The sequence below is a fragment of the Pseudomonas sp. P4_C4 genome (assembly GCF_056402055.1).
This window is the reverse complement of sequence record NZ_JBFUID010000016.1, coordinates 46575-73178: the sequence shown is the minus strand read 5'-3', so window position 1 is coordinate 73178 and position 26604 is coordinate 46575. Positions and strand designations below refer to the sequence as shown.

Below are 26604 nucleotides of genomic sequence, written 5' to 3'. Positions count from 1 at the left end.
TGAATTCAATGCGCAAGATGATTCTGCAATTGGGCACCGTTCTGGCCCTGAGTCTGCTGGCTGCCAACGTGATGGCCGCGGTGTCGCCGGAAGAAGCCAACAAGCTCGGCACCAGCCTGACCCCACTCGGTGCCGAGAAGGCCGGTAATGCCGATGGCTCGATTCCGGCCTGGACCGGCGGCATCCCGAAAAACGCTGGTGCGGTGGACAGCAAAGGTTTCCTGGCTGACCCGTTCGCCAACGAAAAGCCGTTGTTCGTGATCACCGCGGCGACCGTCGACAAGTACAAGGACAAGCTCTCCGACGGCCAGATCGCGATGTTCAAGCGCTATCCAGAGACTTACAAGATTCCGGTCTATCCCAGCCACCGCACCGTGGCGTTACCGGCGGAAATCTATGAGTCGGCCAAACGCAGCGCTCTGAACGTAACACCGATCAATGACGGTAACGGTCTGGCGAACTTCACCGGTAATCGCTACTACGCGTTCCCGATTCCGAAGAATGGCGTGGAAGTGATCTGGAACCACGTCACGCGTTACCACGGCGGCAATCTGCGCCGCACCATCACCCAGGCGACACCGCAGTCCAATGGCGATTTCACCGTGATCCGCTTCAAGGACGAGGTCGCCGTGCCGTCGTTGCTCGGTGATTTGAAACCGGGCAGCGACGATAACGTCCTCAACTACTTCAAGCAGGAAGTGACCGCACCGGCGCGGCTGGCGGGCAACGTGTTGCTGGTCCACGAGACCCTCGACCAGGTCAAGGAGCCGCGCAAGGCCTGGATCTACAACGCTGGACAGCGCCGGGTACGGCGTGCGCCACAGGTCGCTTATGACGGCGTCGGCACCTCATCCGACGGCCTGCGCACTACCGATAACTTCGATATGTTTTCCGGCGCACCGGATCGCTACGACTGGAAACTGATCGGCAAGAAGGAGATGTACATCCCCTACAACAGCTACAAGCTCGACTCGCCAGACCTCAAATACACCGATGTGATCAAGGCCGGGCACATCAATCAGGACCTGACTCGCTATGAGTTGCACCGGGTCTGGGAAGTCGTCGCCACGGTCAAGCCGAGCGAGCGCCACGTGTACGCCAAACGCCACATGTACATCGATGAAGACAGCTGGCAAGTGGCGCTGGCCGACCACTACGACGGGCGTGGCCAGCTTTGGCGCGTCGCCGAAGGGCATGCCCAGTTCTACTACGATCACCAGGTGCCGACCTACACCGTCGAAGCGCTGTATGACCTGATTGCCGGCCGCTATATCGCCCTGGGAATGAAGAACGAAGAGAAGCGCAGCTTCGAATTCAACATCGATGCAAAAGCGGGGGACTACACGCCAGCAGCCTTGCGTAGTACGGGGGTTCGGTAGGTTTCCTACAGACTCTTAAACAAAAGGGTGACTTCGCGGTCACCTTTTTTATAGGGGTTGATCAGTGTGTTGAATACTTCTTCAACAAGCGCTCGGGAGGGGACTAGGGTGGCGCCAGAATTATAAAAAAGGCGCATCACTATGACTGCAATGACGCACTGTCTGGACCGCCCCGGTTTCCTGCCCCGACTGTCGTCCCATCATCTGTCCCGCGAGCGGCTGATCGAGCCCATGCTGGTCTCGACTGCGCGGGTGAAGTTACTTTGCGCGCCGGCCGGTAGTGGCAAGAGCGCGTTGCTCACCGAATGCCTGCTGCGGGCGCCGGAGCACTCTCGGGTCTGTTGGCTGCCGCTGGCGGGGGCGTCGTTGAGTGCAGCCGATTTTCTGTTGCGCCTGACGCAAGCGCTGGGTCTGCCCTCGGCGGATGAGCCCGGGCTGCTGGCGCATCTGGCCCGATTACAGGCGCCGACCTGGCTGTTTCTGGATGATTACTGCCGCGCACCCAATCCGGAACTCGACCGGATGCTCGATCGCCTGTTGGCCGTCGCCAGCCCGGCGCTGACCTGGTGGCTGAGCTCCCGTCGACGACCATCCTGCAATTGGCCGCGGCTGCTGCTGGATGATGAGTTGTACGAGTGCGAAGGCCGGACGCTGGCGTTTACCGAGGCCGAGGTCGGGCAGTTGCTCGGTCATGTCGAGCCGACCCTCGCGGCACAAACCGCCAAAAGGGTAGTTGAGCGCAGCGGTGGCTGGTGCGCTGGCGTGCGGATCGCGTTGCTCAATGGTTGTCCGTGGTCTGGTGAACAGGGGCGTTCGGCGACGCTGCTCGATTATCTGCAGCATGAGTTGTTCAACACCTTGCCGCCGGAGTTGGTTGAAGTCTGGCAGGTGTTGGTTCATCTGCCACGCTTCAACGCCAGCCTGTGCGAGCATCTTTTCGGTACGGGTGAGGGCGCACAGTGGCTGCACGCGTTGCAGGAAATGGGCTGCTTCATTGAACCCAGGGAGGACTCCGTCGAGTGGTTGCGGATCTTCGAGCCATTGGCCCGGGCGATGCGTGAAGAGCCGACCCCGGCCGGGCGATCCTGGCATCGCCGCGCGTGCCAATGGTTCAGCACCGAAGAAGACTGGCAAGGTGCGTTCGAGCAGGCTCTGTTGGCGCAGGAGTTCGAAGTGGCGGTCAGCCTGTTGCAGCACTTCAGCTTCGAGCATTTGTTCCGGCGTGAAAATGCTTGTCTGTTGTTGAATCTACACGAGCGTCAACAGGCTGAGCTGACCCTTGTTACACCGCAATTGGTGGGACTGGTTACTGCGGCGTTGTTGTTTGCCGGGCGCTTCGATCATGCTGCCGTGTGCATTGAGCAACTGGCTCGATTTGCCCCACAGCCTACGCAAAAACTGCAACGGCAACTGCTGGCACGCTGGCAGGCGCAACAGGGCTGGTTGCTGCATTTGCAAGGCCGCATGGAGGCGGCCCGTGCGCACTTTCTCGATGCGCTGGCCGAGTTGAGCGTCGATGCCTGGCCGGTGCGATTGTTGTGCCTGTCGGGTCTGACCCAGCAGGCCTTGCTCAACGCCGAACTCGATGCGGCGCAGACGTTCAATCGTGAGGCGCTGTGTCTGGCGCGCGCCCAAGGCTCGCTATTGTTCGAAGGGCTGCTTGAACTCGATCACGCGCAGTTGCTGGAGATGCGCGGTGCGCCCCGACGTGCCGAGAGCTTGTTGGCTGAAGTTTTTGACCTGTTGTCCCGACAGGCTGATCGACCGACGCCGTTATTGGGGCGAATTGCCCTGCGGCGAGGGCGGTTGGCCCTCTGTCAGGGACAAGATGAGTTGGCCGCCGGTTTCTTCCAGTCCGGCCTGGAGGACTGCCTGCAAAGCCAGGACAAGCACGCGCTGTATGGCTTTCTCGGGCAAGCGCAGATGGCCGCCAATCAGCGCGATTACGCCCTTGCGTTTGATCGTTTGCGCGAAGCCGAACGCGTGATGCAGCAGCGCCAGATTCCCGATACGGTGTATCGCGGGGTGCTGCTGCAAATCAGCAGTCATTTCTGGTTGCAGCAAGGGCGACCGGAGTTGGCCTGTGAAGCGCTGACCCGTGTCTTGCGTCACTATCGCGGGCCTCGTGCACGCCAGGCGCCACCGGCCACGCTTCAACTGATTGCCCGTATCGAGTACCAATTGGTGTTGGCGCAGATGCATTTGCAACAGACGCAAAAGCCGCTGGATCGGCTGCAGGAGTTGCTCGATCACGCGCAACGGCATGCCATGCTGGCGCTGGAAACGGAATTGCATTTGGCGATCAGCGAAGTGGCGGACCTGACCGCGGAGCCCAGTCTGGCCAGGGCGGCTTTGGAGGCGGGCCTGGCGCTGGTGAAGCGTTGTAATGGGCAACAGGCGTTGCGTGAACTGGGGCTGCGCCAGCCGAACTTGCTCAGCCGTTTGCGCGGGGAAGAGTCGGTGACGGCCATGCTCGCCGATGTCAGCCCGCTGAGTACCCGGGAGATTGAGGTGCTGGGTCTCATTGCCCAAGGCAGTTCCAATCAGCAAATTGCCGAGCGACTGTTCATCTCCTTGCATACGGTGAAAACCCACGCCCGGAGAATCCACAGCAAATTGGGGGTTGAGCGTCGGACGCAAGCCGTGGCGATGGGCAAGAAGCTGGGGCTGATCCTGCCCGTCTGATCAGCGCCGTTGCGTTCAGGTTGTCAATGCGTCTGGCTGATAACCCATGCGCCAACTCACTGCTCGTGTGGCAGACAGCAAACGCTGCGCCGCGGGACCGTTTTCATCGGCATGGAACAGCGAGGTCGGCCCGACCACGGTCAGTACTGCCGCAATCTTGCCCATGGCGTTGAATACCGGCGCCGACAAGGCATCCACACCGGGCATCAACAATCCATGCACATGATGCAGGCCCCGTTGGCGGATCTGTTCGCACATCGTCGTGTACGCCTGATCATCCGCCAAGCTGTGGGTGGCGCTGCTCTGCAACTCCTGATCGCGCAGGTCCACGGTTTCACGCCTGGGCAGGTAGGCGCCAAATACCAGTCCCGTCGAAGAACTGAGCAATGGCAACACCGAGCCCAGTTGTGTCACCACCGTCACCGCACGCACCGCCGGTTCGATATGCACCACGGTCGCGCCCTGGTTACCCCATACCGCCAGAAAACAGGTTTCGTTCAAGTCGTCACGCAACTCGGACAAGGGCAGGGCGGCAACTTTCAGCACGTCCATACTGTTGAGTGCCGCCAACCCTACGCGCAAGGCTTCGCGGCCCAGGCCGTAATGGTTGGTGGCGGCGTTCTGTTCGGCAAAACCGCTGGCGATCAAGGCCTGCAAATAGCGGTGAACCTTGCTCGCCGGCATCTGCACGTGTTCAGCCAGGCGCGACAGCGAAGTCGAGGGCGACAACTCGGCCAGAGCCTTGAGGATGTCGGTGCCAACCTCAGCCGAGCGGACTTTCTGTTTGCCGTTGCTGTCGCTGGTAGGTTTTTCCATGGTGGCGGTTTGATCCTGTAACGAATGGGCGTCTTTATAGCTTGACGGTCAATACCAATCAAATTACGTTATGCGTAATCTAATTACGATAAAAATAACCGAGGCTGGCCAGTAACTCTTCCAAAGGGTGACCGGCATTGCCGACTCCCTGTTCAGGAGGCTCCATGAACCCCGATTCAACGACGCCAGCGCTGGCCTACCTGTCAGGCTTCGGCAACGAATTCAGCAGCGAAGCGTTGCCCGGCGCACTGCCCGCCGGCCAGAACTCCCCGCAAAAAGCCCCGTACGGCCTCTACACCGAACTGTTCTCCGGCACGGCGTTCACCATGCCGCGCAGCGAGGCGCGGCGCACCTGGATGTACCGCATCCAGCCGTCGGCCAATCACCCGGCATTCGTCAAACTTGACCGGCAACTGGCCGGCGGTCCGCTGGGTGACGTGACCCCCAATCGCCTGCGCTGGAACCCGTTGGAGATTCCTGCCGAGCCGACCGATTTCATCGACGGTCTGGTGAGCATGGCGGCCAACTCGGGCGCGGAAAAACCGGCCGGGATCAGCATCTACAACTACCGCGCCAACCGTTCCATGGAGCGTGTGTTCTTCAACGCCGACGGCGAGATGTTGCTGGTGCCTGAACTGGGGCGCCTGCGCATTGCCACCGAACTCGGCGTGCTTGAACTGGAACCGCTGGAAATTGCCGTACTGCCACGCGGCCTTAAATTCCGCATCGAACTGCTTGACCCGCAAGCCCGCGGTTATGTCGCCGAAAACCATGGCGCGCCGCTGCGTCTGCCGGACCTGGGGCCGATTGGCAGCAATGGCCTGGCCAATCCGCGGGACTTCCTGACCCCGGTGGCGGCCTACGAAAACCTGCAACAACCGACCACGCTGGTGCAGAAATTCCTCGGCCAGTTGTGGGCGTGCGAGCTTGATCATTCGCCGCTCAACGTGGTTGCCTGGCACGGTAATAACGTGCCGTACAAATATGACCTGCGCCGTTTCAACACCATCGGCACCGTCAGTTTCGATCACCCTGATCCGTCGATCTTCACGGTATTGACCTCGCCAACCAGCGTCCACGGCCTGGCCAACCTCGACTTCGTGATCTTCCCGCCGCGCTGGATGGTGGCCGAGAAAACCTTCCGCCCGCCGTGGTTCCATCGCAACCTGATGAACGAATTCATGGGTTTGATCCAGGGCGAATACGACGCCAAGGCTGAAGGTTTTGTACCCGGCGGTGCTTCGTTGCACAGCTGCATGAGCGCCCACGGTCCCGACGGTGAGACTTGCACCAAAGCGATCAACGCTGACCTCAAGCCGGCGAAAATCGACAACACCATGGCGTTCATGTTCGAAACCAGCCAAGTGTTGCGCCCAAGCCGTTTCGCCCTCGATTGCCCACAACTGCAAAATACCTACGACGCCTGCTGGGCTACGCTGCCCGCCACTTTCGACCCGACCCGGAGATAACCCATGACGCAGACTTCCATCACTCGCAGCTGGGTTGCGTCCGCCAACGGCCACGCGGACTTCCCCCTGCAAAACCTGCCGCTGGGCGTGTTCAGCCTCAATGGCTCGGCACCGCGCAGTGGCGTGGCCATTGGCGAGCATATCTTTGATCTGCAAGCGGCCCTTGAAGTCGGGTTGTTCGATGGCGCCGCGAAGGCTGCGGTCGAGGCTACTTGTTGCGGCCAGTTGAATGCGTTCTTCGAACTGGGCCGCGAGGCCCGTGTGGCCCTGCGTGAACGCTTGCTGGAACTGTTCGCCGAAGGCAGCACCCTGCACGGCAAGATCGAAGCCCAGGGCGCAAAACTGCTGCCGCTGGCGGTGGATTGCGAGATGCACCTGCCGGCGAAAATCAACGATTACACCGATTTCTACGTCGGCATCGAGCACGCGCAGAACGTCGGCAAACTGTTCCGTCCCGACAACCCGCTGCTGCCGAACTACAAGTACGTGCCAATCGGCTACCACGGTCGTGCGTCGACCATTCGCCCATCCGGTACTGACGTCCGCCGCCCGAAAGGCCAGACGTTGCCGGCCGGTCAGAGCGAACCGACGTTTGGCCCTTGTGCGCGCCTGGACTACGAACTGGAGCTGGGCATCTGGATCGGCCAGGGCAACGACATGGGCGACTCGATTGCCATTGGCGACGCCGCCAATCACATCGCCGGTTTCTGCCTGCTCAATGACTGGTCGGCACGGGACATCCAGGCCTGGGAATACCAGCCGCTGGGGCCGTTCCTGTCGAAAAGCTTCATCACCAGCATCTCGCCGTGGGTGGTCACCGCCGAAGCACTGGAGCCGTTCCGTCGTGCCCAGCCTGCGCGTCCGCAAGGCGATCCGCAGCCGCTGCCGTACCTGCTCGACAAGCGCGATCAGGCCGCTGGTGCGTTCGACATCGAACTGGAAGTGTTGCTGCTCACCGAGGCCATGCGCGAGCAGAACCTGCCAGCCCATCGCCTGACCCTGAGCAACACCGGGCACATGTACTGGACCGTGGCACAAATGGTCGCGCACCACAGCGTCAATGGTTGCCAATTGCAGGCTGGGGACTTGTTCGGCTCGGGCACGTTGTCGGGACCGCAGAGCGGTCAGTTCGGCAGCCTGCTGGAAATTACCGAGGGCGGTAAAAAGCCGGTCGAACTGGCCTCGGGCGAGGTGCGTAAATTCCTCGAGGACGGCGACGAAATCATCCTGCGCGGACGTTGCCGCCGCGACGGGTTCGCGTCCATTGGCTTCGGCGAATGCCGCGGCAAAGTGCTGCCGGCGCGCTGACAGGAGCAGGGCATGGAACTCTATACCTACTACCGTTCGACTTCGTCGTACCGGGTGCGTATCGCGTTGGCGCTCAAGGGTCTGGATTATCAATCCTTGCCAGTCAACCTGATCGCACCGCAGGGTGGCGAGCATCGGCAGCCGCCTTATCTGGGCATCAACCCGCAGGGCCGTGTGCCGGCCTTGCGCACCGATGAAGGCGAATTGCTGATCCAGTCTCCCGCGATCATCGAGTACCTGGAGGAGCGTTATCCACAGGTGCCCCTGCTGTCCAAAGACCTGGCTGCCCGTGCTCACGAGCGCGGCGTGGCGGCAGTGATCGGCTGCGATGTGCACCCGCTGCACAACGTCAGCGTGCTCAATCGGCTGCGCCAGTCGGGCCACGACGAACCGCAGGTGGTGGAGTGGATCGGCCACTGGATCGGCCAAGGGTTGGCGACGGTGGAGCAGTTGATCGGTGATGAGGGTTACTGTTTCGGCACCGAACCCGGGTTGGCGGATGTCTACTTGATCCCGCAACTGTACGCGGCCGAGCGGTTCAATGTTTCTCTTGAAGCTTACCCGCGAATCCGGCGAGTGGCGGCATTGGCGGCGACACACCCGGCGTTCATCAAGGCGCATCCGGCGAATCAGCCAGATACGCCTTAAGTCAGAAGCAGGATCTTTTGCTTTTAATGAACGATGGCGTTCGGCGGCAAATGCCCTAACCGTTCCGTCAGGCGAATCCGCTGGATCGGATCGTCGCTGAGCAGCAGTGCGTGCTCCAGGTCAAAACGCTCGGCGTTCGGGCAGTCCAGTCGTTGGTACAAGCTGGCCCGGGCCAGATAGTCGGCGGCGCTGGCGTTGCCCAGTTCCAGGACACGCTCGGCGTCGATCAAGGCATTGATGAAATCGTCGTGGGACAGGTACAACTGGCGCAGGTTGCGCGACAGCCGTTGCAGCATCTGTACCGGCTCGGCGGTTTCCAGGTGCTCGGCGCTGAGCTTGATGTTCGGGCCGTACTGGCGGTGCAACAACTCCCGACAATCGTTGGGATAAAGGCGACGGCCGCCGCAGGGATCGAGCAAATGATCGGCGCCCGGCACTCGCAGCAGGAAATGCCCGGGAAAGTTGACCCCGACCAGGGGAATCTCCAGGCCCCTGGCCAACTCCAGTGCTATCAGCGCCAGCGTCAAGGGTTGCCCTCTTCGGCGTTCCAGTACCTTGTTCAGCAGTGCCACTTGCGGGCGCAACGGCGTGAAATCGTCCTGGGCGAAGCCAAGGTCATTCAGGCGCCGCAGCAGCGGCTGGGCCAGTTCACTGACCGGCAGCATCGGCAAGCCGCCGCTGACCCGTTGCTGCAACTCCTGGAAATCGGCCAGCAGTGCTTGCGGCTCCACTTCGCTGTCGTGCTCGACCGCAATCCACAGTGCCGCCTCGAACAGCGCGGGCGGTGAACGTTGCAGGCAGGCGAAGAACGATTGGCGCGGGGTCATCAAAATCTCCGGGCAATGCCTCGTTTTAGCCCCCTCTCCGGCGTTCGTCCAGTGCCGTACAAGGTCGAATGCAGGTTATTTCCTAAAGCTTGCATCGTGGCCGTGCTTATTCCGGTGCGCTTCTGCAATTTTTGGGCGCAAGCCTATACTGGCGACTACAAGAAGTGATTCGGGAGCCTTACGATGTTCGCTCTCATGCAAAGCACCCGCCTTGAATCGCTGCATCTGAGCGTTGACTCGGTCACCGGGTTGAAGGCGGTCATTGCCATTCATAACAGCCGCTTGGGGCCTGCCCTGGGCGGCTGTCGTTACCTTGCCTATCCCAGCGACGAGTCTGCGGTCGAGGATGCGGTGCGCCTTGCCCAAGGCATGAGTTACAAGGCGGCACTGGCCGGCCTGGCTCAGGGCGGCGGCGTGGCGGTGATCATCCGCCCCGTTCACGTGGCCAACCGCGCCGCGCTGTTCGAAGCCTTCGGGCGCTGTATCAATCAGCTCGACGGGCGCTACATCACGGCCATCGACAGTGGCACCTCAGTGGCGGACATGGATTGCATTGCCCAACAGACCCAACACGTCACCAGCACCACCTCGGCGGGCGACCCCGCGCCGCACGCGGCGATGGGTGTATTCACCGGTATTCGCGCCACTGCAATGGCGCGACTGGGCAGCGATAACCTCGAAGGCCTGCGCGTCGCCATTCAAGGCCTGGGCAACGTCGGTTATGCCCTGGCAGAACAGTTGCACGCCGCCGGGGCCGAACTGCTGGTCAGCGATATCGATCACGGCAAGGTGCAACTGGCGATGGAGCAACTCGGGGCTCACCCCATCGCCAACGACGCACTGCTCAGCACGCCTTGCGATATTCTTGCGCCGTGCGGTTTGGGCGGAGTGCTGAACAGCCACAGCGTGACGCAACTGCGCTGCTCGGCAGTGGCCGGTTCGGCGAACAACCAACTGACCCATCTGGACGTCGCCGATCAGTTGGAACGGCGGGGCATCCTGTATGCGCCGGACTACGTGATCAATGCCGGCGGTTTGATCTATGTTTCGCTCAAACATCGGGGCGAAGAACTGGGAACCATCACCGCGCACCTGTCGAAAATCAGTTCGCGCCTGACTGAAGTGTTCGCCCACGCCCAAGCGGAAAAACGCTCACCGGCCCGGGTGGCGGACGAACTGGCGGAGAAAGTGTTGTACCGGTGAGTCAGGGATGAGTTTTCCACAGGCATGAAAAAGGCCCTGAGCCATTCGACTCAGGGCCTGTTCAATTTGCGCGTTGCTTACTTGGCGGCTTTGGGGGCCTTGGCAGGCTTGGCCGGGGCGATCGGCTCAGCGGCTTCAACGACCTCGAGCGCTGCGACAGGTTCTGCGACTTCAACCGGTGCGCTGAGCAATTCGGACAGGGCGTCCGGCTGGCTCTTGAACGCCTTGGCGAACACGTCGCGATTCTTCGCCATGTAGATCCCGGCTTCTTCCACTTGCTGCTCGGTCAGGGACGGAACGGCTTTTTGCAACACTTCAGCCAGCAATTCGGCCAGTTCGAGCATTTTGTCATGACGGTCAGCTTCGGCTTTATCCATGAACAAGCGCTCCAGATCTCGGCTGCTGCGGTATACCACTTCGACGGCCATTCACCACCTCACATGCCTTCACATTGGTTGTCGATTTCGACTACTGTATCTATATACAGCTAAAGGATAAGCGAAACCCTGTCTTTTGGATAGTGGCTTTTCAATGTAGACCGGATTCGAGATTTGTCAGGTGAGGCGCAGTACGGGTGCGACCAAACGCCACGGCGCGCGATCCAGAGCGGCTCGCCATCATGGGCTGGCCTTTTTTCTGCATGCAGAAAAACCGTCACGTCCAACCCGCATCATCCGGTCGAGCCGACCTAAGGAAGCATCATCGTGAAAATCAACTGGGCCGAAAAACTGCGGCAGAACGTGCATGGACTGGCCGAGTCCCTGGGCAATCTGTTCGTCGAAACCTTCCACTACCTGGCGCTGTTCGCCATTGGTGCGGTGACCGCGTGGGCGGCGGTGATGGAATTCCTCGGGATGATCGAAGAGGGGCACATCAAGATCGATGACATCTTGCTGCTGTTCATCTATCTGGAACTGGGAGCGATGGTCGGGATTTACTTCAAGACCAATCACATGCCGGTGCGCTTCCTGATCTACGTGGCGATCACCGCGCTGACGCGGCTGCTGATTTCCAACGTTTCGCACCACAACCCGCCGGACCTTGGGATCATCTACCTGTGCGGCGGGATTCTGCTGCTGGCGTTTGCGATTCTGGTGGTGCGTTATGCTTCGTCGCAGTTTCCTTCGGTGAAGATTGAGAACCCGCACCGCAAAACAGGTGCGGGCTCCAGTGAGCATTCCGAAGTAGAAAAGGGCGAGCTTTAAAGCCCCATGGCGGGTCGGGGCCGGCCTTTGGCTGGTGGCGGCAGGCTGTGCATGCCGCCATCGGTCATGGATTCGAGGATGGCCACGGCACTGTGGCCCTGCTCGATGGCAATGCCGAACTGAATGCTTTGCACCAGTCGTTTCAGGCGCTCGGGGTCATTGCGTTGTTCGGCACTGATCATGCGCTTTGCGACTACGCGTCCACTGTTGGACAGGGTCAGCATGATGCTGCCATCCAGGCCCTGAATGCTCAGGTTGATCTGGTAATCCGCTGCAAAGGCATCGGTAATGAGCTGGAAAGGGTTGTCCATGATGTGTCACCGCCTGATTGAACGTGCAGTTGTTGACCGGCCGTGATCGGGTTGGTTCGCAATGCCTGACCACCGGCCATCTCGCCATCATTGTTCCAACCAGGATGTAGCAAGGGGCATGCCGACAAAATTGTCGGACAAAAAAACGTTCTGTAGGAGCGAGCCTGCTCGCGATGGTCGTGAACGATAACGCGTCAAACCAGATGGTTTGCGGCGCCTGAGGGTTTTTCGCGAGCAAGCTCGCTCCTACAGGGGCCGCGTTTTCTGCACGTTTCAGGGCAATAAACCTCGGTGTGCAACCAAAACGGTCAACATTCCACCCAGTTCACTGCCAGTCCGCCCCGTGACGTCTCTTTGTACTTGTCGTGCATGTCGGCGCCGGTGTCGCGCATGGTGCGAATCACCCGGTCCAGGGAAATGAAGTGCTGGCCGTCGCCACGCAGGGCCATTTGCGTGGCGTTGATGGCTTTCACTGCGGCGATCGCATTGCGCTCGATGCACGGCACTTGTACCAGTCCGCCAACCGGGTCGCAGGTGAGGCCGAGGTTGTGTTCCAGGCCGATTTCGGCGGCGTTTTCCAGCTGCTCCGGGGTGGCGCCAAGCACCTCTGCCAGGCCGGCGGCGGCCATGGCGCAGGCGGAGCCGACTTCACCCTGGCAGCCGACTTCGGCCCCGGAGATCGAAGCGTTTTTCTTGCACAGGATGCCGACGGCCGCTGCGCCCAGGAAGAACGCGACCACGTCATCGTCAGACGCATCGGCATTGAATTTCATGTAGTAGTGCAGCACCGCGGGAATGATCCCCGCCGCGCCGTTGGTCGGTGCCGTGACCATGCGCCCGCCGGCTGCGTTTTCTTCGTTCACGGCAAGGGCATACAGGTTGACCCATTCCATTGCCGACAAAGTGGACGTAATGACATTCGGCTTGCCGATTTCCTGCAGGCTGCGATGCAGTTTCGCCGCTCGACGTGGAACATTCAGACCGCCGGGCAAGATGCCTTCGTGACGCAAGCCCTGCTCGACGCATTCGCGCATCACCGACCAGATATGCAACAGGCCCTGGCGAATCTCGGCATCACCACGCCACGCCCGTTCGTTGGCCATCATCAGTTCGCTCACCCGCAGGCCGTGCTCGTTGCACAGCTTGAGCAGTTCGGCGGCGCTGGAGAAATCGTAAGGCAGCACCACATCGCCGGCCAGTGCGACCCCGGATTCGGCTTCGGCCGCTTCGATGATGAAACCGCCGCCCACCGAGTAATAGGTCTGCTCGAACAGTTCGCCGGTTTCACCGAAGGCTGCCAGGGACATGGCGTTGGGGTGGTAGGGCAGGCTCTCGTTTAGCAGCAGGAGATCGCGTTGCCAGTCGAAGGCAATGTCCGCAACGCCTGCCAGGCACAATTTGCCGGTTTCGCGCAGGGTGTGAATGCGGCTGTCGATGGTGGTGGGGTCGATGCGGTCGGGCCATTCGCCCATCAGGCCCATGACGCAGGCGCGGTCCGTTGCGTGGCCGACGCCGGTCGCTGACAGAGAACCATAGAGGCGAATTTCCACGCGTCGCACGTCAGCCAGAAAACCGTGATCGACCAGCGCTTGGGCAAAGGTTGCGGCAGCGCGCATCGGACCGACGGTATGGGAGCTGGACGGGCCGATGCCGACTTTGAATAGATCGAAAACACTGATAGCCATGCTAAAGCCTTTACATGCAATGGAAGGGTAATCGCTGCCATTTCTGTAGGACAAGCGCAATTTGGGCGATACTGCCTGTCACGATCCTGCGTGACCAACGAAAATTCCTAAGACATCCTTTAGCAGGACTAAACGATGAGTCGTCAATTGCACGCCCAGACATATGTCTGGTTGAACGTGTTTGCCTGTGCCGCGCGGCACTTGTCGTTCACCCGCTGCGCCGAAGAGCTGCACATCACACCGGGGGCGGTCAGCCAGCAGATTCGTCAGCTGGAAGAACGCCTGGGTTTTCGTCTGTTTCACCGCCGCGCCCGCGGAGTGGAGTTGAGCGCTGAGGGCCAGCGTCTGGCCATTACCGTCAACGAGGCATTTGGCAGCATCGACGCGGAATTGCGGCGACTGGATGCGGGCATGATCAGCGGGATTCTGCGGGTACGTTCGATTCCGTCGTTCCTGAGCAAATGGCTGACGCCGCGTCTGCCGCGTTTGCAGCAGCGTTTTCCGGATATTCAGTTGCGCCTGGTGGCCGAGGACAGCAGCGTGCCGTTGCATGAAGGCGACTTCGACCTGGCGATCGACCTGAACGACGGCAGCTACCCGGGCCTGTTATCCACAGCCTTGCTCGATGAGCAGATTTTTCCTGTGTGTGCACCGAGCCTGTTGCGCGGTCGTCCGCCGCTGCACGGTCCGGCAGACCTGATGCACTTTCCCTTGCTGCACGACATCACCGCCTGGCGCGGCAGCTATGAGTACGCGGAATGGGAGTTTTACCTCAACGCCATCGGTTTCGAGGGGGCGGATGTGCGACGCGGGCATACGTTCAATCGCAATCACCTGACGATCGAAGCGGCCATCGCCGGGATGGGGGTGGCGATTGCCCGACGGACACTGCTCAACGATGAGCTGGAGCGTGGGGCGTTGATCGTGCCGTTCGGCCTGGCGGTGCCCAATCACAAGCGCTACATGCTGCTTTACGCACCAGGGGCATTGAGCCATCCGGGTGTGCGCGCGGTGCACGATTGGTTGGTGGAGGAGGCGGGCGCTTTTCGCAGTTTGCACCCGTTGGGGGAGCGGCAAATGTGAGCAATTATTACGTAAGAGCAGGGCGACCCAACTCCCGACCTTAACAGCGCTTTTACCGGTTGTCCGGCTTTTTTTGCGATTGAAAATTTATCTTTTTTAGGGGGTTGAATTGTTCAGCGTACAGACCGATTGTGTAAGCAAGAGGTCACGGTGATGACGCCCAAGGGCTTAGCTGACCGGCCTCTCGCGAGCTAGCTGAAATAAGGGATGAACTATGCAAATCCAAGTCAATAGCGATAACCATATTCAAGGCAGTAAACGACTGGAGGAGTGGGTACGTACGACCATTGAGAGCACGCTCGAACGCTACGAAGAGGACCTGACACGCGTCGAGGTTCACCTGCGGGACGAGAACGGCGACAAGCCGGGTCCCCATGACATGCGCTGCCAACTGGAGGCGCGGCCAAAAGGCCATCAACCGGTTTCCGTCACCCATAAAGCCTCCACCATGGAGCAGGCGATCGACGGAGCAGCTACCAAACTTGAACATGCGCTGGAGCATATGTTCGGCAAATTACGCGGCAAACGAGCCAATGTGGTGCCCATCGAGAGTGGCGCCCATGCCGACCAGCTGCTGGAAGAAGAGTTTCTGGAAAACGAACAGGCGGCGCTTAACGGCTGACACCTGATTCACTTTTTACCTACCCATTAGAACGGGCCTGCATTGCAGGCCCGTTTTCGTTTGGGTGGCTTTTGGATTCCATGGCCATTGGACTGGGCTATCGGGACGGCCGAGTTTGCGGTGCAGCCAATGGGCGTAATAGAGGGCTGCACCCGATCCTTTTGCATATGAGAATATTTATCATTAATATTGCAACCTTGCCGGCCCCCTGACGCTGTCGTGGCCTCCCCGGTTTTCAGGTCGGAACATGAACGATGATCACTCTGCCCCCAGACCCCCACGATATCGAACGCGACGAACAGCGTGGCGACCGTGCGCAGTTTCTCCAGGTGTTTCTCTCCCAGCGTTCACAAATGGAGGCACTGGTGAGTCGGCGCGTCGGTTGCCGGGCGACGGCGGCTGACCTGGTGCAGGACTTGTTCCTGCGTTTCTGGCGGCGGCCGCTGGTGCAGGTCGAGGAGCTCGGCACGTATCTGCTGCGCTGCGCCGGCAATATCGCCATCGACCATTTGCGCAGTGAAGGCACGCGGGTCCGGGCCAGTGAAGGCTTGATGGTGGAACCACCGGACAGCCACGGCTGCGGACCGCAAGCGGCGCTGGAGGCGGGCAACGATTTGCGCCACGTCGAAGCGGCGTTGCGCGCATTACCGCAGCGCACGCGGCAGATCTTTTTGCTCAATCGCATTCACGGCCGTAAATACGCCGAGATCGCCAAGGCCATGGGTTTGTCCCAAAGTGCCGTGGAAAAACATATGATGCGCGCCCTCGAAGCCTGCAAGGCCAGCCTTCGGGAGCCTGAAACACGAACGCCAGGGAAAGCACCGTGAACCACTTCGAACGCGTCACCCCGACGCCCGCTCAGGAGCAGGCCGCGCTGGCCTGGCTGAGCCTGTTGCATGACCAGCCTGGCAGTGGTGATCAGGCGGCGTTCAGCCAGTGGTTGCGAGCCGATACCGCTCATGCGCAGGCGTATGCCCAGGCGCAGGTCTTGTGGGAGTTGAGCGAAGGGCCGGCGCGCACGCTGGCCGATGAAGACGCTTTTGCCATGCAAGGCTATCTCAATGCCATCAAACGCTCGCGGCGCAGCACGGTCGGACGTTGGTCGGGTGCGCTGGCGATGGCCGCGTGTCTACTGTTGATGATCAGTCTCGGCACAGGCTGGCAGCCGATGCGCTGGATTGATGACCTGGGGGCGGATTACGTCTCGGCACCGGGGGAAATTCGCACAGTTACCCTGGCCGATCAGTCACAGGTGACTCTGGATGCCGACAGCGCCATCGCCGTGGATTTCAGTCGCGGTGAGCGACATGTACAACTGCGTCGCGGCGCCGGTTTTTTCAGTGTCACCCACACCGGCGAGCCGTTTGTGGTGGACGCCGAGAAAGGCCAGACGCGGGTCTTGGGCACGCAGTTCGAAGTCCGTTTGCAGCCCCACGGTGCGCAGGTCACGGTGCTGTCAGGGCGGGTTGGCGTGACGGCGGAGCAGAACGCCGAACAGCAAATTCTTACCGCTGGCCAGCAAGTGGCCTACGGCGAAGGCTCGGCGGAAAAACTCCACGCGGTGGACAGCGAAGCGCAGTTGGCATGGCGCCAGGGCTGGCTCAATTACTACAAGGCGACGTTGGCCGATGTGGTGCAGGATTTGGCGCGCTATTACCCTGGGCGGATCGTGTTGCTTAACGATGAACTGGCGGCGCGCCGGGTCAGTGGCAGCTTTCCGAGCAGGAACCCGCAGGCGGTGTTGAGTTCGTTGCAGGGGGTGTTGGGGTTTGAGCAGCATCAGGTGTTGGGGCATCTGATTATTTTGCGTTGAATCGATCGGCCCCATCGCGAGCAAGCTCGCTCCCACAGGTATTGAGTCGGTCACAATATTGGGGCAACACATAACCCTGTGGGAGCGAGCTTGCTCGCGATGGCGGCAGATCAGACACCCAATCACTCAAGTAAAAATATTTTCAAATTGTGATGAGGTAAACCCGATTGCCATTCGTGTAGTGACTGAAACTGCGAGTCATTCGCATCCGTTGCGGTTCTACACAGGTCATGAGTCATGAAGTCCAGGGCAAAATCGGGGTCGGTCAAACAATGGTTGGGTGTGTCTGCGTTGAGCTTTTCGGCATTGGCGTTGTTGCCGCTGAGCGTGGTGCTGGCCGCTGAGGCTGGCAACAGCCAGCAACTCGCGCAGTTCAGTTTTTCCCTGACCGCCAAACCGCTGCCCCAAGCCTTGAGTGATTTCAGCCGGGTGACCGGCATCAGTGTCGTCTACACCGATGAAGCGCCGTACGGCCTCAATGCGCCGGCCATCAATGGCCAGATGAGTGCCGAACAGGCCCTGCAACGTCTGCTCACCGGTTCGGGATTGACGTTCCGCCGCACCGATGGGCACACCATTGCACTGGAACCACGGCCGACCGAAGGTGCGTTGAGCCTGGGCGCTACCACCATTACCTCGGTGATGGATGAGTCCATGAGTTACCAGCCGCCACCGACCTCTTCGGTGATGCGCTCCTCGGCCCCGATTCAGGAAATCCCGCAGACCGTCAATGTCGTCCCGGCCCAGGTCATTCGCGACCAGGCTCCGCGCAATCTCGATGACGCCCTGGCCAATGTCAGCGGCATCACCCAGGCCAACACCCTTGGCAGCACCCAGGACTCGGTGATGGTCCGCGGCTTTGGCGACAACCGTAACGGCTCGATCATGCGAGACGGCATGCCGATCGTGCAGGGTCGTGGTCTCAACGCCAGCGTCGACCGGGTCGAAGTACTCAAGGGCCCGGCCTCGTTGCTCTACGGCATCCAGGATCCGGGCGGCGTGGTCAACATGGTCAGCAAGAAGCCCGAGCTTGAGCAGTACAACGGCTTGACCGTGCGCGGCTCGAGCTATGGCGACGGCAAGAATGGCAGCGGCGGCGGTCTCGACAGCACCGGTGCCCTGGGCGACTCTGGGCTGGCGTACCGCATGGTGCTCGACTACGAAGACGAAGATTACTGGCGCAACTTCGGTGTACATCGTGAGAGCCTGATCGCGCCGTCGCTGGCCTGGTACGGTGAAAGCACCAAGTTGCTGTTCTCCTATGAGCACCGCGAATTCCTCACGCCGTTTGACCGAGGCACGCTGATCGATCCACGGACCAACCATCCGCTGGACATCTCGCGCAACGAGCGTCTCGACGAGCCGTTCAACAACATGGAAGGGCGTTCGGACCTCTATCACTTCGAGGCCGATCACGAGCTCAACGACAACTGGAAGGCCCATTTCGGCTACAGCTGGAACCGCGAAACCTACGACGCCAGCCAGGTGCGCGTGACTGCAATCGACACCAATAAGGGCACCCTGACCCGCAGCATGGACGGCACCCGGAATGCGATCAGCACCGACCGCTTCACCACCGCCAGCCTCGAAGGCAACGTGGATGTGTTCGGCATGCAGCATGACCTGCTGTTCGGCGTCGATGACGAGTACCGCAAGATTTTCCGCGAAGACCTGATCCGCCAGAAAAGCCGCACCCAGTTCAGCTACGTGAACCCGATCTATGGCCAGGAAGTGCCGGGCACCACTGTCAGTGCGGCCGACAGCGCGCAGACCGATGAACTGCGTAGCGATTCGGTGTTCCTGCAGGATTCCATCCACCTCAACGACCAATGGATTCTGGTGGCCGGCGCGCGCTTCCAGGCGTACGACCAATACGCCGGCAAAGGCGTACCGTTCCACGCCAACACCGACAGTAACGGGCAGAAATGGGTGCCGCGCGCGGGCCTGGTATACAAATACACCGATGCCTTGTCGTTTTATGGCAGCTACACCGAGTCGTTCAAACCCAACTCGACCATCGCGCCATTGAGCGGCAGCAGCACCGTGCTTGACGGCGGCATCGCGCCGGAAGAAGCCAAGTCCTGGGAGCTGGGTGCCAAGCTCGATCTGCCGGGCCGCGTCACTGGCAACATCGCGCTGTTCGACATCAAGAAACGCAACGTGCTGGTGGCCAACGCCGAAGGCCCGACCACGATTTACAGTGCCGCCGGCGAAGTGCGTTCCCGTGGCCTGGAAGTGGACTTGAGCGGTCAGCTGACGGATCGCTGGAGCATGATCGGCAGCTACGCCTACACCGATGCCGAAGTCACCGAAGACCCTGTTTACAAGGGCAATCAACTGCAAAACGTGGCAAAGAACAGCGGCTCGCTGTCGGCCGTCTATGACTTCGGCACCATCGTCGGCGGCGACCAACTGCGGGTCGGCGCCGGGGCGCGTTATGTGGGGGGGCGCGCGGGCAATGCGGTGAACGATTTCGACCTGCCGAGCTACACCGTGGCCGATGCGTTCGCCACCTACGACACAAAGGTCGAAGGGCAGAAGGTCAAGTTCCAGCTCAACGTGAAGAACCTGTTTGACCGTACTTACTACACCTCGGCGGCGAGTCGGTTCTTTGTGTCGATGGGTGACTCGCGGCAGGTGACGTTGTCGAGCACCTTGGAGTTCTGACGACTGTTTCTCCCTGTGGGAGCGGGCCTGCTCGCGATGGCGGCCTGAAGGACGTCGAAAATCCCGCGCCTAGCGCAAAAACGCCTGGCGATATTCGCCGGGCGTTCCACCGAGGGCCTGGCGAAACCGGTTGGTGAAATGGCTGGCACTGGAAAATCCGCAGGCCAGCGCAATCTCCCCCAGTGGCTGCAAGGTCGTGCGCAGCAACTCCTGCGCCCGGTTCAGGCGTCGTGCCAGCACATACTGGTGGGGTGGCAAGCCGAAGCTTTCGCGGAACATCCGCGCGAAGTGGTATTCCGACAACGCGCACAACGCCGCCAACTGGCCGAGACTGATGGCCTCGTCCAGATGGCTGTCGATGTACTCCACCAGATGTCGACGCTGATGCGCGGCCAACCCACCTTTAAGGCGCAGGTCTTGCCGGGCATTGACCTGGCTGAGCAGGGCATGGCTGAGCAGTTCGTGAGCCAGGCTGCTGGTGAGCAGGCGCTCGCCCGGCTCGTCCCAGTTCAGGGTGATCAACTGTCGAAAGCGCAGCGCCTGCTGCGGATCATCGAGAAAGGTCTGTTCGCGCAGTTGCATTTCCCGTGGCTCGCGATCGAGCAGGGTGACACAGCCGAGGGCAAATTGTTCGGGGCTGAAATACAGGTGCGCCAGACGAATGTCGCCGTTGATCACCCAGCCTGACTGGTGACCGGCCGGCAGGATGCACAGTTTGTCCGGGCCGCCCTTGGTTGCGGGCTGATCGCGGCGGAAGGTACCGGTGCCGCCAGCAATGTAACAGGACAGCGTATGGTGGCTGGGTGCTTCGTATTCCTGGGCGTCGTGGTGATTGCTCCACAAAGCTGCAGACAAGCCGTCCCCGAGCTCGGCGCTGTGCTCGAGGCGAGCATTCGGCGAGCGGTTGAGGGCTTGAAAGACTTGTAGGGTATCCAGTACAGCCATGATCGTTGCTCTCTAACACCTGCATCCAACGCCCTGCATCCTACTCCGTAGACGCGTGCCTGCCAGCCTGTCGCCAGACAAAAGCGCAAGTTTATGCAAGTGCGCCCAGGCGTGGCGCCGGACACTGGGCGCCTATCGAGGAGCCTTTGCCATGAACCTTTCTTTGTACCTGTTGACCGTGCTGATCTGGGGCACCACCTGGATTGCCTTGAAATGGCAACTGGGTGTGGTGGCCATTCCTGTGTCGATCGTCTATCGCTTCGGCCTCGCCGCGCTGGTGCTGTTCGTGATCTTGCTGCTCAGCCGACGCCTGCAAGTGATGAACCGTCGCGGGCATTTGATTTGCCTGGCTCAGGGCTTGTGCCTGTTCTGCGTCAACTTCATGTGCTTCCTCACTGCGAGCCAGTGGATCCCCAGCGGTCTGGTGGCTGTGGTGTTTTCCACCGCCACCCTGTGGAATGCCCTCAACGCGCGGGTGTTCTTCGGTCAGAAAATCGCCCGCAATGTGCTGATGGGTGGCGCGCTGGGCCTGCTTGGGCTGGGCCTGTTGTTCTGGCCTGAATTGGCCGGGCATACCGCCAGCCCGGAAACCCTGCTCGGTCTCGGTCTGGCCCTGTGCGGCACCTTGTGTTTCTCGGCGGGCAACATGCTCTCGAGCCTGCAACAGAAGGCCGGGCTCAAACCGCTGACCACCAATGCCTGGGGCATGGCTTACGGGGCGGCGATGCTCTCGGTGTGGTGTATGGTCAAGGGCATTCCCTTCGACATGGAAATGAGCACGCGTTACATCGGGTCACTGCTGTACCTGGTGATTCCGGGATCGGTGATCGGTTTCACCGCCTACCTGACGCTGGTCGGCCGCATGGGGCCTGAGCGGGCGGCGTACTGCACGGTGCTGTTTCCGGTGGTGGCGCTCAACGTGTCAGCGTTCGCCGAGGGCTATCAATGGACGGTGCCGGCGCTGTTGGGGCTGGTGTTGGTGATGTCGGGGAACGTACTGGTGTTTCGCAAACCCAAAACGCCGCAAGTGCTGGGCAACGGCAAGCTGGCTTGAGGGGGCGTCGAGTGCTGAGTGACTCAGTGCTCGATTTTTATCGCGATGTATATCAGTAACGGAAAGATGAAATCAACAATGTGTCCAGCCCTGTAATTGTAGTTCCAGGTTTTCGACTCATCCATATTGAACCATTCGGTACCGACTGTTTGAAAACCGACGTAATAAAGAAAAAGGGCAATCAATAATCCGATGATTGCAGGTTTTTTAGCTTCGTGAAATTGTTCGGGGCTGGCGTTGATGTTTTTGTAAAGGCAATAGGTTCCGAGCAGGCAACATAGGGTGTAGACCACCTCAAGTGTAATGATCAGCCAGTAAATGCGGTGGTGAAGTATGGCGGAAGTAATAGCCCTGTGTCTGTATTTGCTTTGATCATTGGTAGTGTCCATGCTCAGGATATGGCTGATGTATTCATAGTTGGTCGAGTAATCCGTGAAATTGTTGTATAGCATCAGCAATCCAAAGAGGCTAGTAAATAACATCAGTTTGGCTTTGCTGAGTCGAATGACTTGATTTGTTGTGAGTGAGTTCAAATGGGTGATCTCCGTTGCTGATCCCGTAGTGCCAGGGTAAACAAGGAGAGTCTATCTCGTGGTTTTGTTGTTCGGCTGCTGACTGAATTGCAGGGTGTGTATTCAGAGAGTTGTTTAATAACTTGAAAGTGACTTTTTTTCAAACGGGCAGGCGCTTGTAACGTCTGCCCGATTTGCGTTAACCCTTCCAGACTTGCGGGTTGACCAGGTCCTGCGGTCGCTCGCCCAGCAGGGCACTGCGCAAGTTGGCCAGGGCACGGTTGGCCATGGCATCGCGGGTCTCATGGGTGGCCGAGCCGATGTGCGGCAAGGTCACGGCATTTTTCAGCTGGAACAGTGGCGACTCGGCCAGTGGTTCTTTTTCGTACACGTCCAGCCCTGCACCCCGAATGCGGTTGTTTTGCAGCGCTTCGATCAGCGCCGGTTCATCCACCACCGGACCACGGGAAATGTTCACCAGAATGGCACTTGGCTTCATCAGTGCCAGTTCACGATGGCTGATCAAGTGTTTGGTTTTCTCGCTGAGCGGCACCACCAGGCAGACGAAATCAGCTTCGGCCAGCAATTGATCGAGGCTGCGGTACTGCGCGCCGAGTTCCTGTTCCAGTTCGGTCTTGCGGCTGTTACCGCTGTAGATGACCGGCATGTTGAACCCCAGGCGGCCACGCCGGGCGATGGCGGCACCGATGTTGCCCATGCCGACGATGCCCAGCGTCTTGCCATGCACATCACAACCGAACAGCTGCGCACCGACAGTGGCCTGCCATTGCCCGGCCTTGGTCCAGGCATCCAGTTCGGCGACGCGACGCGCGCTGCTCATCAACAGAGCAAACGCCAGGTCAGCGGTGCTTTCGGTGAGCACATCCGGCGTGTTGGTCAGCATGATCCCGCGTTCGTTGAAGTAGGCCAGGTCATAGTTGTCGTAGCCCACCGAGACGCTGGACACCACTTCCAGCCTGGCGGCGTTTTCCAACTGGGCGCGGCCGAGTTTGCGACCCACGCCGATCAGGCCGTGGGCGTGGGGCAGGGCTTCGTTGAATTGGGCGTTGATGTCGCCGTTTTTCGGATTCGGCACGATGACATCGAAGTCTTGTTGCAGGCGTTCGACCATTTCCGGGGTGACGCGGCTGAAGGCCAGGACAGTCTTTTTCATGGGAGGCGGGCTCGTCGGGCGGTGAAGAATGATGAGCACGCTAACATTCTTCGCGGGATTTGTGCGAGTCGTCAGGCGGTCAATGCAAGCTTGCAGCTTGCGGTGCTCCATCCAGTTATACTGCCGCACTTCTTATACTGTGGCATGCGGCTCGTTCACCGGGCCCGACACTTCATGCACCACCCGGAGCTTTCATGACTTCCCCGAAACAACCGCCGGTCGCCGACGCCCTGAGCGACGTGCAGGCAGAGCTGCCAGACAGCGTCGACTCCAGCGCCGACAGCGAAACCAAAGCCGAAATCCCGGCCTTCAAGTTCCCGTTCAAACCGGGCGAACTGGCGGCCGCCAAGGGCTCCAACCAGCCGTGGTACAAGAACGGCGCCAAGAACGGCCACACCAAGACACCGGGCATGGCGCCGCCGGGAACTCGTCGATCGATGGGTAAGCGTTAAGGTTCAGGCATTTTCAGGTCGCCCGTATTCCTTGCTGTAAGTCAGAGCGTTCCTACACCGGTTGGCGATTCGCCCTCTGGGAATCTCGAAGGCCATTCGTCGAGGATTCATTTCCATGAATCTTGATGAAGGTTTTCTCATGCGTCTGCTTAAGTTTTTTTCTGCACCCCTGATAGTGGCTCTGGCCGCGGGTTGTACTACAGCTGTCGTCGATCCACAGATCCGTTTCGGTGTCGAGCCGCTTGTACCGCCGTTTGAATTCCGTAACGCGAATGGCGAACTGGAAGGGCTCAATATCGAGTTGGGCAATGCGCTGTGTGCCGAACTCAAGTCCCGCTGTGTCTGGGTTGACCAGGATTACGCCACCAACATCGATGCGCTCGAAGGCGGTCGTTTCGACGCAATCATGCCGATGACAGCCACATCGTTGCGTCGCGAGCGTGTCGATTTCACCGAAAACCTGTATCCCCTGAGCAGCAGGCTGGTGGCTCCCAAGGGGGCGAATCTGCAACCCGATGCTCAATCGCTCCGGGGCAAGCGTGTCGGCGTGCTGGCCGGTACCAGTCGCGAGGCGTTCGCCAAGGCGCGTTGGGCGCAGGCGGGGGTAACAGTACGCAGCTTCAACCTCAATGATCAATTGATCGCCAGCCTGCTGGCGGGAGAGCTGGATGCGACTTTGCAAGACTCGATCGAAATTACCTACGCGCTATTGAGTAAACCGCAGGGGCAAGGTTTTGACTTCGCCGGCCCGGCGATTAGCGATCCCATGCTGGGCAGCGGCGTGGCCATGGCGGTTCGCAAAAACGACACCCTGCTGCGCAATAACCTGAATGCTGCTCTTGAGCGGTTGAAACAAAATGGTCAGCTGCAAGCAATTACCCAGCGCTACTTGCCGACGCCGGCTCTCGAGTTTCCTCGGTACTTTCCAAACGAAGAAGGCATGCCATTTTCCAATGCGGTTCAGGTTGGTCAGACACTTTACCTCTCTGGCGTAATCGGAATGACGGAGGCAGGGGAGTTGGTGAAAGGTGGTATAGGGCCGCAAATGGAACAGGCCATGGCCAATCTGCGCAACGCACTGCAGCATCATGGGTCGTCTCTGGCGCAGGTGGCCAAATGCACAGTTATTCTTTCCGACATGAAGGACTTTGCTGCCATGAATGCTGTTTATCGCAGCTACTTTCCGGCGGATCGGTTACCCGCTCGTACGACATTTGCTGGCAAGCTTGTACTGGACGCAGGGGTGGAAGTGGAGTGTCTGGCGGTCACGACGCTTTAAATCTTTACCTGTCTGAAGGCGCGTGCGCAGCTCGCGAAGCTGCGCACCTGACCTCTCAAGCCGTGCGCAACGAAATGAACGCAAAGTTCGTCGGCGCATCCGCCGCCACTTTCGCCCCGGCCGCAACAATCTGCCCGGCGATATCGTCCCCCGACACATGAAACAGCCACTCGCTGCCCCACTCCGGCAACATTTGCCCGGTCAGTTCGTCGATGATTCTGGCGAACTCCGCCATATCCGGAAGATATGCGGTAAACCCGTCGCCCTTCAGGGCCGTCGTGCGGATGCCCAGCTGTGCGCAAATCGCATCCTTGGTGTGAATTTCGTCGCGATCCGCCTGACGGGAACGCTGGATCAATTCCGATAACTCCCGGTCGACCAGTTTGCCACCGACAATCAGCTCTGGCCCTGTTTCCCAGGACTCTGGCGGGCACTCCTTGGCGGTGGGGTTCAGGGGAATGTGCGGATTGATTTCCATCGGATAGATGCGACACACCAACGGCCGGCGTTCGTAGATGCGGCAGCGGTTGTCTTCGTCAAGATTCCGGCAGGGGCCGACATTGTAGGCGGCGAAGGTGATGGCCACGTACGCGTCGGATTCGCCGCTGCGCACCGCCGCCGAACGGCGTACGGTGTGCTCCCGTTGTTGCACTGGCAGGCCCAGGCCGTTGTCCAGAAACGCTTCCACCAGCACGATCACCTGAGCACCGTCGGCTGCCCACATCCGGGCTTCGCTCAGGGTCAGGGGCACATGGTGGCCGTTGCAGCATTTGCCGCAGCCTACGCAGGAAAACCTTGTATTCATTGAGTGTTCATTCGCATTACAGGGCATGAAACGGCGACAGAATGCCGCCACAAAAGCCGCTATCGAAGCAAATTATGCGCCACTCAGTTGGCCTCGCCGGCCGGAGCAAGCCCGCTCCTACAGGAATCGCGCCCTACACATGTTTTGTGATCGGCTCGGTCACTGTAGGAGCTGGCTTGCCAGCGAAGGCGGCATGTCAGAGAGGAACCGGCTCCCTGCGGACTGCGCGCATCCCGACGCTTTCATACAAGCGCCGCGCCCGAAGGTTGTCTTCCAGAACCTTCAGGTCCACGAAGCCTTCACGCCGCTGCTGGAATACCTTGAACGCTTGCAACAGCAAGGCACGCCCCAATCCACGGCCCTGAAACCGCGGATGCACCACCAGGTTCTTGATGTAGGCACTGGTCCAGCACTGACACACACCCACCACACCTTCGGCATCCTGGGCAATGAAGCACAGGGCCGGGTCATATTCCGGATCGGTTTCGAACTGCCGTTGCCACATGTCCAGCGCGGCTACACGCCCAGCGCCGTCGAGATAACCGAGCTCCATCAGCCGATGCACGGCGGCGCCCAGTTCGGGGCGGTATTCGCCCAGTTGCAGGCCGGCTGGCCAATCGGGGGGCGGCACGACGACAGAGAGGTCGCGTCGCATCAGCCAG

Annotated in this window: 24 protein-coding genes and 1 pseudogene; 15 read left to right on the top strand and 10 right to left on the bottom strand. The window is 60.1% G+C overall.

Features of this window, described 5'->3' with window-relative positions; translation table 11 throughout:
* Positions 1-8 precede the first annotated feature (8 nt).
* Together AC1DXW_RS11075 and AC1DXW_RS11070 are read left to right on the top strand one after the other, a co-directional pair.
* Complete coding sequence (locus AC1DXW_RS11075; RefSeq protein ID WP_477752940.1) at positions 9-1379, top strand: DUF1329 domain-containing protein; 1371 nt, start codon at positions 9-11, stop codon at positions 1377-1379.
* A gap of 141 nt (positions 1380-1520) precedes the next feature.
* Positions 1521-4064: a LuxR C-terminal-related transcriptional regulator gene (locus tag AC1DXW_RS11070; protein WP_477752939.1), complete on the top strand. Its 2544-nt coding sequence runs from the start codon at positions 1521-1523 to the stop codon at positions 4062-4064.
* A 15-nt stretch (positions 4065-4079) separates the two neighbouring features.
* On the opposite strand, the gene AC1DXW_RS11065 is transcribed toward AC1DXW_RS11070, so the two are convergent.
* Entirely contained in the window at positions 4080-4880 is an 801-nt protein-coding gene (locus AC1DXW_RS11065; RefSeq protein ID WP_477752938.1) for an IclR family transcriptional regulator, read from the bottom strand.
* A 164-nt stretch (positions 4881-5044) separates the two neighbouring features.
* Here AC1DXW_RS11065 and hmgA point away from each other — a divergent pair, with 164 nt between their 5' ends.
* From hmgA to maiA, 3 genes are read left to right on the top strand one after another with little or no spacing between them, the layout of a single operon-like run.
* Entirely contained in the window at positions 5045-6349 is a 1305-nt protein-coding gene (hmgA, locus tag AC1DXW_RS11060) for a homogentisate 1,2-dioxygenase (protein WP_477760006.1), read from the top strand.
* Positions 6350-6352: 3 nt separating this feature from the next.
* Positions 6353-7657 (top strand): fumarylacetoacetase, encoded by a 1305-nt coding sequence (gene fahA / locus AC1DXW_RS11055; protein ID WP_477752936.1) that lies wholly within the window; start codon positions 6353-6355, stop codon positions 7655-7657.
* Between the two features lie 12 nt (positions 7658-7669).
* Complete coding sequence (gene maiA / locus AC1DXW_RS11050; protein WP_477752935.1) at positions 7670-8305, top strand: maleylacetoacetate isomerase; 636 nt, start codon at positions 7670-7672, stop codon at positions 8303-8305.
* A gap of 23 nt (positions 8306-8328) precedes the next feature.
* On the opposite strand, the gene AC1DXW_RS11045 is transcribed toward maiA, so the two are convergent.
* Positions 8329-9132 (bottom strand): SirB1 family protein, encoded by an 804-nt coding sequence (locus tag AC1DXW_RS11045; protein ID WP_477752934.1) that lies wholly within the window; start codon positions 9130-9132, stop codon positions 8329-8331.
* Between the two features lie 183 nt (positions 9133-9315).
* Here AC1DXW_RS11045 and AC1DXW_RS11040 point away from each other — a divergent pair, with 183 nt between their 5' ends.
* Complete coding sequence (locus AC1DXW_RS11040) at positions 9316-10335, top strand: Glu/Leu/Phe/Val dehydrogenase family protein (protein WP_477760005.1); 1020 nt, start codon at positions 9316-9318, stop codon at positions 10333-10335.
* Between the two features lie 188 nt (positions 10336-10523).
* Here AC1DXW_RS11040 and AC1DXW_RS11035 read toward each other — a convergent pair.
* Positions 10524-10763: pseudogene (locus AC1DXW_RS11035) on the bottom strand (YebG family protein); the annotation flags it as partial.
* 276 nt (positions 10764-11039) lie between these two features.
* Between AC1DXW_RS11035 and AC1DXW_RS11030 the strand changes: the two are divergent.
* On the top strand, positions 11040-11540 hold the full coding sequence (locus tag AC1DXW_RS11030) for a phosphate-starvation-inducible protein PsiE (protein WP_477752932.1): 501 nt from the start codon (positions 11040-11042) through the stop codon (positions 11538-11540).
* On the opposite strand, the gene AC1DXW_RS11025 is transcribed toward AC1DXW_RS11030, so the two are convergent.
* Positions 11537-11851 carry a DUF3509 domain-containing protein gene (locus AC1DXW_RS11025; protein WP_477752931.1) on the bottom strand — a complete coding sequence of 105 codons (315 nt, stop codon included), beginning with the start codon at positions 11849-11851 and terminating at the stop codon, positions 11537-11539. The genes AC1DXW_RS11030 and AC1DXW_RS11025 overlap by 4 nt on opposite strands.
* A gap of 308 nt (positions 11852-12159) precedes the next feature.
* A complete protein-coding gene (locus AC1DXW_RS11020) occupies positions 12160-13536 on the bottom strand; it encodes an L-serine ammonia-lyase (RefSeq protein WP_477752930.1) in 1377 nt (458 codons plus the stop codon).
* 135 nt (positions 13537-13671) lie between these two features.
* On the opposite strand from AC1DXW_RS11020, the gene AC1DXW_RS11015 reads away from it, so the two are divergent.
* The 5 genes from AC1DXW_RS11015 to AC1DXW_RS10995 all read left to right on the top strand — a co-directional run bounded on the left by AC1DXW_RS11015 (position 13672) and on the right by AC1DXW_RS10995 (position 19721).
* Entirely contained in the window at positions 13672-14619 is a 948-nt protein-coding gene (locus AC1DXW_RS11015; protein ID WP_008046773.1) for a LysR substrate-binding domain-containing protein, read from the top strand.
* Positions 14620-14833: 214 nt separating this feature from the next.
* Positions 14834-15241: an HPF/RaiA family ribosome-associated protein gene (locus tag AC1DXW_RS11010; RefSeq protein WP_007970346.1), complete on the top strand. Its 408-nt coding sequence runs from the start codon at positions 14834-14836 to the stop codon at positions 15239-15241.
* Between the two features lie 254 nt (positions 15242-15495).
* Complete coding sequence (locus AC1DXW_RS11005) at positions 15496-16068, top strand: RNA polymerase sigma factor (protein ID WP_477752929.1); 573 nt, start codon at positions 15496-15498, stop codon at positions 16066-16068.
* On the top strand, positions 16065-17054 hold the full coding sequence (locus AC1DXW_RS11000; RefSeq protein ID WP_477752928.1) for a FecR family protein: 990 nt from the start codon (positions 16065-16067) through the stop codon (positions 17052-17054). Before AC1DXW_RS11005 ends, AC1DXW_RS11000 begins: the two co-directional genes overlap by 4 nt.
* Before the next feature lie 237 nt (positions 17055-17291).
* Positions 17292-19721: a TonB-dependent siderophore receptor gene (locus tag AC1DXW_RS10995; protein ID WP_477752927.1), complete on the top strand. Its 2430-nt coding sequence runs from the start codon at positions 17292-17294 to the stop codon at positions 19719-19721.
* Between the two features lie 69 nt (positions 19722-19790).
* Here the strand turns inward: AC1DXW_RS10995 and AC1DXW_RS10990 are convergent, their stop codons facing one another.
* Positions 19791-20666 (bottom strand): helix-turn-helix domain-containing protein, encoded by an 876-nt coding sequence (locus AC1DXW_RS10990; protein WP_477752926.1) that lies wholly within the window; start codon positions 20664-20666, stop codon positions 19791-19793.
* A 151-nt stretch (positions 20667-20817) separates the two neighbouring features.
* Between AC1DXW_RS10990 and AC1DXW_RS10985 the strand changes: the two genes are divergently transcribed.
* Entirely contained in the window at positions 20818-21720 is a 903-nt protein-coding gene (locus tag AC1DXW_RS10985; RefSeq protein ID WP_477752925.1) for a DMT family transporter, read from the top strand.
* Between the two features lie 23 nt (positions 21721-21743).
* On the opposite strand, the gene AC1DXW_RS10980 is transcribed toward AC1DXW_RS10985, so the two are convergent.
* Entirely contained in the window at positions 21744-22253 is a 510-nt protein-coding gene (locus AC1DXW_RS10980) for a DUF2165 family protein (protein ID WP_477752924.1), read from the bottom strand.
* A gap of 178 nt (positions 22254-22431) precedes the next feature.
* Entirely contained in the window at positions 22432-23406 is a 975-nt protein-coding gene (locus tag AC1DXW_RS10975) for a 2-hydroxyacid dehydrogenase (protein ID WP_477752923.1), read from the bottom strand.
* 194 nt (positions 23407-23600) lie between these two features.
* On the opposite strand from AC1DXW_RS10975, the gene AC1DXW_RS10970 reads away from it, so the two are divergent.
* The gene (locus tag AC1DXW_RS10970; RefSeq protein WP_103394221.1) at positions 23601-23858 is read left to right on the top strand and encodes a hypothetical protein; all 258 of its coding nucleotides are present in this window, start codon (positions 23601-23603) and stop codon (positions 23856-23858) included.
* 139 nt (positions 23859-23997) lie between these two features.
* Positions 23998-25137 carry a transporter substrate-binding domain-containing protein gene (locus AC1DXW_RS10965; protein ID WP_477752956.1) on the top strand — a complete coding sequence of 380 codons (1140 nt, stop codon included), beginning with the start codon at positions 23998-24000 and terminating at the stop codon, positions 25135-25137.
* A gap of 55 nt (positions 25138-25192) precedes the next feature.
* Here the strand turns inward: AC1DXW_RS10965 and AC1DXW_RS10960 are convergent, their stop codons facing one another.
* Positions 25193-25942, bottom strand: coding sequence for a YkgJ family cysteine cluster protein (locus AC1DXW_RS10960; protein ID WP_477752921.1), 750 nt, complete (start codon positions 25940-25942; stop codon positions 25193-25195).
* A 196-nt stretch (positions 25943-26138) separates the two neighbouring features.
* Positions 26139-26597, bottom strand: coding sequence for a GNAT family N-acetyltransferase (locus tag AC1DXW_RS10955; RefSeq protein ID WP_477752955.1), 459 nt, complete (start codon positions 26595-26597; stop codon positions 26139-26141).
* Positions 26598-26604 lie beyond the last annotated feature (7 nt).

Excerpts from the sequence above, each read along its gene's own strand:
- AC1DXW_RS11075 (WP_477752940.1), top strand. The coding sequence starts at position 9 with ATGCGCAAGATGATTCTGCAATTGGGCACCGTTCTGGCCCTGAGTCTG.
- AC1DXW_RS11070 (WP_477752939.1), top strand. The coding sequence starts at position 1,521 with ATGACTGCAATGACGCACTGTCTGGACCGCCCCGGTTTCCTGCCCCGA.
- AC1DXW_RS11065 (WP_477752938.1), bottom strand. The coding sequence starts at position 4,880 with ATGGAAAAACCTACCAGCGACAGCAACGGCAAACAGAAAGTCCGCTCG.
- hmgA (WP_477760006.1), top strand. The coding sequence starts at position 5,045 with ATGAACCCCGATTCAACGACGCCAGCGCTGGCCTACCTGTCAGGCTTC.
- fahA (WP_477752936.1), top strand. The coding sequence starts at position 6,353 with ATGACGCAGACTTCCATCACTCGCAGCTGGGTTGCGTCCGCCAACGGC.
- maiA (WP_477752935.1), top strand. The coding sequence starts at position 7,670 with ATGGAACTCTATACCTACTACCGTTCGACTTCGTCGTACCGGGTGCGT.
- AC1DXW_RS11045 (WP_477752934.1), bottom strand. The coding sequence starts at position 9,132 with ATGACCCCGCGCCAATCGTTCTTCGCCTGCCTGCAACGTTCACCGCCC.
- AC1DXW_RS11040 (WP_477760005.1), top strand. The coding sequence starts at position 9,316 with ATGTTCGCTCTCATGCAAAGCACCCGCCTTGAATCGCTGCATCTGAGC.
- AC1DXW_RS11025 (WP_477752931.1), bottom strand. The coding sequence starts at position 11,851 with ATGGACAACCCTTTCCAGCTCATTACCGATGCCTTTGCAGCGGATTAC.
- AC1DXW_RS11020 (WP_477752930.1), bottom strand. The coding sequence starts at position 13,536 with ATGGCTATCAGTGTTTTCGATCTATTCAAAGTCGGCATCGGCCCGTCC.
- AC1DXW_RS11015 (WP_008046773.1), top strand. The coding sequence starts at position 13,672 with ATGAGTCGTCAATTGCACGCCCAGACATATGTCTGGTTGAACGTGTTT.
- AC1DXW_RS11010 (WP_007970346.1), top strand. The coding sequence starts at position 14,834 with ATGCAAATCCAAGTCAATAGCGATAACCATATTCAAGGCAGTAAACGA.
- AC1DXW_RS11005 (WP_477752929.1), top strand. The coding sequence starts at position 15,496 with ATGATCACTCTGCCCCCAGACCCCCACGATATCGAACGCGACGAACAG.
- AC1DXW_RS10995 (WP_477752927.1), top strand. The coding sequence starts at position 17,292 with ATGAAGTCCAGGGCAAAATCGGGGTCGGTCAAACAATGGTTGGGTGTG.
- AC1DXW_RS10990 (WP_477752926.1), bottom strand. The coding sequence starts at position 20,666 with ATGGCTGTACTGGATACCCTACAAGTCTTTCAAGCCCTCAACCGCTCG.
- AC1DXW_RS10985 (WP_477752925.1), top strand. The coding sequence starts at position 20,818 with ATGAACCTTTCTTTGTACCTGTTGACCGTGCTGATCTGGGGCACCACC.
- AC1DXW_RS10975 (WP_477752923.1), bottom strand. The coding sequence starts at position 23,406 with ATGAAAAAGACTGTCCTGGCCTTCAGCCGCGTCACCCCGGAAATGGTC.
- AC1DXW_RS10970 (WP_103394221.1), top strand. The coding sequence starts at position 23,601 with ATGACTTCCCCGAAACAACCGCCGGTCGCCGACGCCCTGAGCGACGTG.
- AC1DXW_RS10965 (WP_477752956.1), top strand. The coding sequence starts at position 23,998 with ATGCGTCTGCTTAAGTTTTTTTCTGCACCCCTGATAGTGGCTCTGGCC.
- AC1DXW_RS10960 (WP_477752921.1), bottom strand. The coding sequence starts at position 25,942 with ATGAATACAAGGTTTTCCTGCGTAGGCTGCGGCAAATGCTGCAACGGC.
- AC1DXW_RS10955 (WP_477752955.1), bottom strand. The coding sequence starts at position 26,597 with ATGCGACGCGACCTCTCTGTCGTCGTGCCGCCCCCCGATTGGCCAGCC.